The sequence below is a fragment of the Bacillus sp. NPDC094077 genome (assembly GCF_050279465.1).
GTDB lineage: Bacteria > Bacillota > Bacilli > Bacillales > Bacillaceae_G > Bacillus_A.
In genome coordinates this window covers 1-8849 of the sequence record NZ_JBNNUF010000041.1, presented here as the reverse complement: position 1 = coordinate 8849, position 8849 = coordinate 1, and the positions used below count along the sequence as shown (strand labels likewise).

Here is an 8849-nt window from a genome sequence, read left to right as displayed (position 1 = left end):
TGGCTTCCTGCCATCCCTTGTCCGAAGCCAATTCATCTCCCACCTACTCACTTCGCGTTCCTTGAGGAAGGAGTCTTCTTGGCTAAAATGATAAAAATTTCATTTTGTCATAAATAAAAGGTGGTTGTTTCCGCAACTACCTTTTTTAAAAATAGTGTATTTTTTCAAAAATTAGAATATGAATGATACTGAAAAAAGATATAGGAGATAACCTCATTTTTATAATTTAAGTAACGAACTCAATTTATAAGAAAGGACTGAATATATTATATGAGAGTCAGTGTAAACAGATCACAAATAAAAGAGCAGCTAGCAAAAGCTAACTGCAACGAGAAAATTACATCCACGAATTTAAGGAGTATAAATTTTTCGTGAGTTATGTATAGTATGGACGATAATTTCAAGTTTATGTAACAAAAATAAAAAAGCAGTTAGTTATACTAACTGCTCCGTGAATAAGAAGAACACAATGGTCATTCGTATTCAACCTTGGTGTATCTATATTGTTAACATATTTTAGATATTTATTCAATAAAAGAGCAGCTAGCAAAAGCTAACTGCTTGGGTAATGGAAAAGGTTAAGAAATGGGTTGTCTAAAGTATTGACGAAATATTGAGTTTTATTCAGGGGGGATAGAGGGAAATGAGAGCAAGACGATTGGAGTATTTAATATCATACACTTCTCATTTTAATGGCGGATCTGTAGAGGGAACATTGGTTTTTAATAGTAAATCGAAACTAAACAGTAAAAAAGATATTTATGATCTAATGGAGATGTTAAAGAAAAGTACAAAAGCTCATACAGTGACAATAAAATAATATTTAACAAATTCCCCGAAAGAATTCTCCTTCCTCAAGCGTGTGAAGGGCGTAGCCCAACGGTAGGTGGGAGATGAATTTCGGGGAATTCGTTAAACTAAAAAAGACACCCTAAGGTGCCTTCCTATGACTTGAACCATCTTAATTCGGATATTTTCTTTGTTTGTTAGCGTAATTCAATCGCAAGATACAGTAACAGTTTCGCAAGTAGCAGCAGATTTTGGATTATCAGCGGTGAAACTTAATAAAATTCTGAAAGAAGAAAAAGTGCAGTACAAAGTGAATAATCAATGGTTACTTTACTCAAAACACCAAAATAAAGGTTACACAAAATCGAAAATGGTTGGTGTAATTCATTCAGATGGTAGTCGCTCAGTAAAAATGAATACTTGATGGAAGTAATAAGGTCGTTTGTTTATTCATGAAATACTAACGAAACGAGGAATTATTCCAGAAATGGATAAGGAGGCGGTGTAAACGATGGAAGAAAGCATATTCTCACATTTAATGATACTGGTTCTAGTCATTGTGGTTGCGGGATTCATTCAACTGATGGATTGGAAAGATAAAAGACTTACGAAAGATGAAAAGTGATGGATAAACAGCATCGAGATGAATACGAACGAAAGAAAATCTTATGGATCATAAAGGGTTTAAGATCAAAGGGTGTACATAACAGCACAGATAAAGTTGAGGAAATATATAAGAGGTATATCACAACCTAGCTAAATGATAAAAGCCCTGCAGGGGATGCAGGGCAAGACTAAGGGTATTGAAGAATTGTCGATTCTAAAAGTAAAGGAATTATTGGAATGTAATAATTTTAACATATATATTATTAAATTTTTATATAAAGTTTTTACGAATTTGTGAACGTAGACAAGCTTTCGTTTATTGGAATATTCAGGAGTCTAATGGTATCCCCCACCTAACAAACAGGTTCCTGGATATTTCGATACTCGAAAGCATCAAAAAAGCCTGTACAGAAGCACAGGCCGGTTGTTACACATATCGGTAACTAAATTTTAACAGATTTTCAGAAAGTTAGCTATTAAAAACGAAAAAACGCTCGATGGCAATGAGCGCTGTAGAGAAAATATTCCCTAAAATTAGCTAACTCTATTATACCATAAGTTTTCTCTCAGTAAATAAGGAGGAACGATAAAATGATTGAAAATCCAATTACTTACGGAAATCATCACGATTCATCAGCTAGAGACTTCATTGAAGAGTGTACAGGTTGTAACAGGGAAATATACATGGGCGAAGAGCTACCAGAAGTACAAGAAGAAATGATTACTGCTCAACAAGTTAGCGCAATCAAATTAAACAGAAAAAAACTAGCTACTCTTCGGAAAGTAGACGAAGGCACGATTAAAGGACACCTAGGCATCAAAAAAGTTGTCGAATTTTCGTTAAAGCAAGCTGAAAAAGAAACAATTGAAAAGAAACGGCTGAAGAGGTAGAGCAAACAAATTAAGGAGTGAAAGCATATGTTAGATAATAAACATTCGAAACGAAATTGTAACATCTTCACTCCTATTCTATATCGGGATTATATAGAATAGGAGTGAAGGGATGGATGATAGAGAAAAAATGATTACATCTTTTGGTTAATTCTGGAAATGGAATTCGGTTGAAATGCTGGCTGAACTCGCGTAATAACAGAGAAGGGAGTCTTCTGGTGGAAAAAGATAAAAACAGCTTTTCCTGAAGCTACGGTAAAAAATAAAACTTTTACCTAGTTTGTTTTACTATATATTAAATGTAAGCGATTTCTGTTCTCGGCGAAGATACTTAGAATGGGACCTTAATGAATTTAGAAAACTGAAGGGGGAATCATAGGTGGTTGAAAAATTCTTTACAATATTAGAAGATGGGGGACTTCATGCGCGTCCTTCAACAACATTAGTGAATGCAGTTAGCTCATTTAAATCAGAAGTGATGCTTGAGTATAAAGAAAAACAAGTAAATTTAAAATCTATTATGGGTATTATGGCACTTGGTGTTCCAAAGGGCGCACAAATTAAAGTGATTGCAAAAGGGGAAGATGAAGAACAAGTGCTTCAAAGTGTAAGTAAAGTAATGCAAGCGCAAAGTATTGGTGCATGATAATGAGCGCCGTATTGAATGGTTTATACATTAAAATCAATATATATAATCTAAAGTGTTAGTTATAAGGAAGAGTAAAAATATCCTTTGAAGTAATGTATATAACTTAGAAGGATATAAGAGATAGGTGAAATTCATGAATACAAGACAAAAAGAAATTTTGTTTCTGTTATTATCTGAACCTAATGATTATTTTTTAGTGCAAGACCTTGCGGATCAAGTAAATTGCTCGGAAAAAACAATTCGTAATGATTTTAAAGCAATTGAGAATCACCTTACGAATTATTCGAGTGCAATTCTTGTTAGGAAGCCAGGATTAGGAGTGTACTTAGAGATTGTGGAATATGAAAAGGTAGATTTGTTTAATAAACTTTACTGTATAAATAATCGTACCAAGTATGAATCAGATGAAGAAAGAATCCTGCAAATTGCTTATAACTTGTTAATGAATGTAAAGACAGTCACTACACAGGATATGGCTTCTCAACATTTTGTAAATCGTACTACTATAAAGAAAGATTTAGATAGAATTGAAAAGTGGTTACAACATTTTGATTTAACTGTTGTTTCAAAACAGCGGATAGGACTGATTGTTAGGGGAAATGAAAAGAATAAAAGAAAAGCATTAGCTAGATTATCAGATTTAATTCGTAATTCAGAGCTAACGAATCAATTTATTAAGGAACAATTTTTATATCATGAAGTTGAATTTGTAACGAATGAGTTGAAAGCGCTACAAAAACGACATGCATTATTTTTTACAGATGATGCATTTGAAAGTTTATTAGTTCATACGTTGCTGATGGTACGGAGAATGAAGCTTAAGCAATCGATTTTAACATCTAAAAGGGAAGTTAAAATAATACAAGAAACAAAAGAATATAAATGGACATTGGAGTTTTTAAAACGACTAGAGTGTGTTTTCGCTATTCATTTTACAGAAGAAGAAGCAGCGTATTTAACAGCCCATATTTTGGGCGGGAAATTCCGTTATCAAGATAAACCAGGGGAGGGTAGTAAACTTACTGAAAGCAATCCAATCCTTTCTAGGGTTGTACATCAATTAATAAAACGTATGTCACAGTTGTATGGAATTGATTTCAGTAGAGACCAAGTTTTAATTGAGGGATTAACAATTCATCTATACACCACATTGAATCGTTTAAACTATGATCTCTCTGTATCCAATCCAATGCTACACGATATAAAAAAAATGTATCCGTATATGTTTAATATGTTGATTCAGGTATTAGAAGAAATAAATGAATCTCTAACTCTATATATTCCGGAAGAAGAAGCGGCGTATCTTACTCTACACTTTGAAGCATCTGTTGAACGGTTAGATCATCAGGAAAAATCAAAAAATGTAATTATAGTGTGCCATATGGGAATTGGGATGTCACAGTTGTTACGGACAAAAATTGAGCGGAAATTTCGTCATATCCATGTGATGGACTGCATTGCAAAAGCTGATTTACAAGATTATATAATGAAACATCATGATGTGGAACTCGTTATTTCTACTATTGCTCTTTCAAAATTACTTATTCCTCATATCGTAGTATCACCATTATTAGAGGGAGCGGAAGAAAAGAAGCTAGGGGACTTTATAAAGGAATGCGATGAACCGAGTTATAAAGAACAAAAAGACTTTGTTATGCTGAATTATACATCTCCATTTTTAGTATTTTTACAACAGGATGTGCAGCACCCATATGAGCTAATTGAAAAACTAGCGCATGCTTTGCATAGCAAAGGCTATGTGGATAAAGAGTATGCAGAAAATGCAATTATAAGAGAAAAGATGTCAGCAACAACGATCGGAGCAGGGATTGCGATTCCACATGGTAATCCGAAATTTATTCAAGAGTCGGTAATTGCAATCGCTACATTAAAGGAACCAATTGATTGGGGATCAGAGAAGGTATCACTTGTATTTATGCTAGCAGTTAAAAGTGATGGGAAAGAGGTAACGAAACAGTTATTTCATGAGCTATCCTTTATAAGTCAGCAACCATCCTTTATTCAAAAGCTTACGAAAGAAACAAACGTAATGAAATTTTTATCGTATTTACATAATTAAACGAAAAGTGGAGGCCTAAATACTTCGCTTTTTTGTTTGTTTCGGTAAAAGGTTTATTTTTCCGGAAGTTACGGTAAAAAATGAAACTTTTGTCATTACGATATTGATTTATATTATGTGTAGGCGCTTACAACAATAGTGTGAGGAGGATTAGAAATGAAACTGTTAGCGATTACATCGTGTCCGAATGGAATTGCCCATACTTATATGGCTGCAGAAAATTTGCAAAAAGCAGCGGATAAATTAGGTATTCAGATGAAAATTGAAACCCAAGGTGGTATAGGGGTAGAAAATGAGCTGACTGAAAAAGATATTCGAGAAGCAGACGGTATCATTATAGCTGCTGATAGAGCGGTAAATAAAGATAGATTCGTAGGAAAAAAATTGTTAGTTGTCGGAGTTCAAGATGGTATCCGTAAACCAGAAGAATTAATTCAGAAAGTAGCAAGTGGCGATGTACCTGTCTATCATTCACAAGCCAAAACAGTTGAAAGTAATCAACAGGAGAGAAAGCAAAACCCGATATATCGTCATTTAATGAATGGTGTATCTTTTATGGTTCCATTTATTGTAGTTGGTGGATTGTTAATTGCAATTGCATTGACGCTCGGTGGAGAAAAAACACCTGGAGGTCTAGTAATTCCAGATGGATCTTTCTGGAAAACAATTGAACAAATTGGCGGTGCATCATTTACGTTTATGGTTCCAATTTTGGCTGGATATATAGCGTATAGTATAGCCGATAAACCCGGTCTTGTTCCTGGTATGATTGGTGGATATATTGCAGCGACAGGAAGTTTTTATGGAAGTGAAAGTGGTGCTGGTTTTCTCGGCGGAATTATCGCTGGTTTCCTAGCAGGTTATGTAGCATTAGGAATTAAAAAAGTAAAAGTTCCAAAGGCGATTCAACCAATTATGCCGATTATTATTATTCCGGTGTTCGCTTCGCTTGTAGTTGGTTTAGCATTTATATTTATTATTGGTGCTCCTGTCGCACAAGCATTCGAGTCATTAACTGCTTGGTTGGCGGGTATGCAGGGATCAAGTTCAATTCTCCTAGCATTAATTTTAGGGGCAATGATTTCATTTGACATGGGTGGTCCAGTCAATAAGGTTGCATTCTTATTTGGTTCAGCAATGATTGGAGAAGGAAACTATGAAATTATGGGTCCGATTGCTGCGGCAATCTGTATTCCACCAATTGGAATGGGACTTGCTACTTTCATAGGTAAGGGGAAATTCCAAGATTCAGAGAGAGAGATGGGTAAGGCTTCATTTACAATGGGACTATTTGGGATTACGGAAGGTGCGATTCCATTTGCAGCACAAGATCCACTTCGTGTTATTCCAAGTATTATGGCTGGTTCAATGACAGGTGCTGTGATTGCCATGATTGGCCATGTAGGAGATAGAGTGGCACATGGTGGTCCAATTGTTGCGGTGCTGGGAGCAGTGGATAATGTATTTATGTTCTTTGTAGCTGTAATTGTAGGTTCTGCTGTGACTGCTGTTGTAGTAAATGTATTGAAAAAAGACATTTCAAAGGTAGAAAAAAAAGCAGTTGAACAAATACAAGAAGTTTCAGCAACGAAAGAAGTGCTACAAGTGGAGCAAGAAACGCAAAAAGAAAGCAAACAAGTAGATAAGGTAGAAATAAAAAAACTAACAGACATTACGAGCGTGGAGTTAATTGAAACAGATCTAATAGGAGAAACACGAGATGACGTCATTGATGAAATGATTCAAAAATTAAACCATGTTGGTGCATTGCATTCCAAAACAGAATTTAAACAAGCGATTATGAATCGTGAGCAAGAAAGCACAACAGGTATTGGCATGAATATTGCGATTCCACACGGAAAATCAGAAGCTGTTAAGAAACCGAGTGTAGTACTTGGGATTAAGCAATCGGGCGTAGATTGGAAAAGCCTTGATGGAACGGAAGCGAAATTAATATTTATGATTGCGGTACCAAAAGAAAGTGAAGGAAATGAACATTTAAAAATCCTTCAGATGCTTTCTCGAAAACTAATGGATGACAATTATAGAGAGCGGTTATTATCCGTCCAGACAAAACAAGAAGCATACAAGCTACTAGATGAAATTGTATAGAACGGAGGATTATAATCATGACTGAACCATTATTTTTTGCACCTGTTTTTAAAGAAAGAATTTGGGGTGGAACACAATTAACTTCTTTTGGATATGAGATTCCATCAAATCAAACCGGAGAGTGCTGGGCTTTTGCGGCACATCAACATGGACAAAGTATTGTTAAGAACGGAAAATATAAAGGTTTTTCTTTAGGTGAGTTGTGGGAAGAACATCGAGATTTATTTGGAAATGTGGAGGGAGATCGTTTCCCTCTTCTTACAAAAATTTTGGATGCTAATCAAGACTTATCTGTTCAAGTTCATCCAAATGATGAGTATGCCAGTGTACATGAAAATGGAGAACTGGGAAAAACAGAATGCTGGTATGTAATCGATTCCAAAGAAGACGCAGAAATTATTTATGGACATCATTCGAAAACAAAAGAAGAGTTCATGGCTATGATTGAACAGAAAGAATGGAATCAACTGTTACAACGTGTGAAGGTGAAACCGGGAGATTTCTTCTATGTACCAAGTGGAACTATTCATGCAATCGGTAAAGGGATTTTGATATTGGAAACACAGCAAAACTCTGATACAACCTATAGATTGTATGATTATGATAGAAGAGATTCAGAAGGGAATTTACGTGAACTTCATCTTGAAAAAAGCATTGATGTAACCGAAATTCCATTTATATCGAATCCGTTAACTGTAAAACATGAAAAAGTAGATGATTTGAGCATAACAAACTTTATCAAATGTCCGTATTTTTCAGTGGAAAAATGGGGGCTAGAAGGATCAGCTAGTTTGAAACAACAAAAAGCATTCCTTCTTGTTAGTGTAATTGAGGGAGAAGGTAAGTTAATTAAAGACGGTAAACACTTTTTCTTTAAAAAAGGAGACCATTTTATATTACCTAATAACTTTGGGGAATACGGTTTGGTAGGCAACACTAATTGTATTGTTTCAAGTTTGTAGTAATTTTAATTATTTGTATATAACGTATATATAATTTGGTTTATTTTAACACAAATTTATCAGCTGTAGCCTTTGAATAAAGTTTGATTCTTACTATTTTAGCTTATTAGGAATGACTGTGTTTGGAGGATAGCTTAGAAAACGTTAGTTCGATTTTTTCTGATGAGAGTAACATTTTGTTACTCTTTTTATTTTGGGTCAACATTAACTAGCTACTTCCTAAACATTGTTCCATATTTAATAACCTGTTTATGCTTTTTTCAAACTTTGCAACAGAACCGTATTTCCGCTAGCTGTTAATAACGATGAAAAAGCCATCTTTTATTCAAAAGTTTACGAAATAAACGAATGTAATGAAGTTTTTATCTTATTTACGTCATGTAATGAGATAAGGATCGGAAGATCCATACCATTTTGTTTTGATAAGATAAAATTACTATTTTTCCGGAAGTTACGGTAAAAAATAAAACTTTTATCCGTTTGATATTGAATTACAGTAATTGTAGATGCTTTCATTAAGGTTCGAGGAGGACGTATTAGTATGTTTAACGAGAACTGAGTATTAGATTCTGATAGTGAATGTATGATAGTAAGGCGTTTTATTGACACTCCCACGGCTAAAGCCACAAGCTGACTAACGTCAGTGGGATTCTTGCTACCAAAGACGAAGTCTATTTCTAGTATCGCTGACGTGCAAGATTGCGGTGTGCCATCACCACTCCGTATCCAGTGCATATAGCAGATACGGCACTCGTTCTAT

5 protein-coding genes and 2 pseudogenes are annotated in these 8849 nt (G+C 34.7%); all 7 read left to right on the top strand.

What is annotated here, in order from left to right; translation table 11 throughout:
* The first annotated feature begins 643 nt into the window (after positions 1-643).
* The 7 genes and pseudogenes from ACQKNR_RS28915 to manA all read left to right on the top strand — a co-directional run bounded on the left by ACQKNR_RS28915 (position 644) and on the right by manA (position 8089).
* Positions 644-820, top strand: coding sequence for a hypothetical protein (locus ACQKNR_RS28915; RefSeq protein WP_427322671.1), 177 nt, complete (start codon positions 644-646; stop codon positions 818-820).
* Positions 821-991: 171 nt separating this feature from the next.
* Positions 992-1297 (top strand): annotated as a pseudogene (locus ACQKNR_RS28910) (phage antirepressor KilAC domain-containing protein); the annotation flags it as partial.
* Positions 1298-2073: 776 nt separating this feature from the next.
* Positions 2074-2286, top strand: a pseudogene (locus ACQKNR_RS28905) (DUF1071 domain-containing protein); the annotation flags it as partial.
* A gap of 379 nt (positions 2287-2665) precedes the next feature.
* Complete coding sequence (locus tag ACQKNR_RS28900; protein ID WP_002175131.1) at positions 2666-2932, top strand: phosphocarrier protein HPr; 267 nt, start codon at positions 2666-2668, stop codon at positions 2930-2932.
* A 136-nt stretch (positions 2933-3068) separates the two neighbouring features.
* Entirely contained in the window at positions 3069-5015 is a 1947-nt protein-coding gene (locus ACQKNR_RS28895; RefSeq protein ID WP_427322669.1) for a BglG family transcription antiterminator, read from the top strand.
* Positions 5016-5171: 156 nt separating this feature from the next.
* A complete protein-coding gene (locus tag ACQKNR_RS28890) occupies positions 5172-7127 on the top strand; it encodes a fructose-specific PTS transporter subunit EIIC (protein ID WP_427322667.1) in 1956 nt (651 codons plus the stop codon).
* Positions 7128-7144: 17 nt separating this feature from the next.
* Positions 7145-8089: a mannose-6-phosphate isomerase, class I gene (gene manA, locus ACQKNR_RS28885; protein ID WP_427322665.1), complete on the top strand. Its 945-nt coding sequence runs from the start codon at positions 7145-7147 to the stop codon at positions 8087-8089.
* Positions 8090-8849 lie beyond the last annotated feature (760 nt).

Coding starts and splice junctions, on each gene's coding strand:
- ACQKNR_RS28915 (WP_427322671.1), top strand. CDS start 644: ATGAGAGCAAGACGATTGGAGTATTTAATATCATACACTTCTCATTTT.
- ACQKNR_RS28895 (WP_427322669.1), top strand. CDS start 3,069: ATGAATACAAGACAAAAAGAAATTTTGTTTCTGTTATTATCTGAACCT.
- ACQKNR_RS28890 (WP_427322667.1), top strand. CDS start 5,172: ATGAAACTGTTAGCGATTACATCGTGTCCGAATGGAATTGCCCATACT.
- manA (WP_427322665.1), top strand. CDS start 7,145: ATGACTGAACCATTATTTTTTGCACCTGTTTTTAAAGAAAGAATTTGG.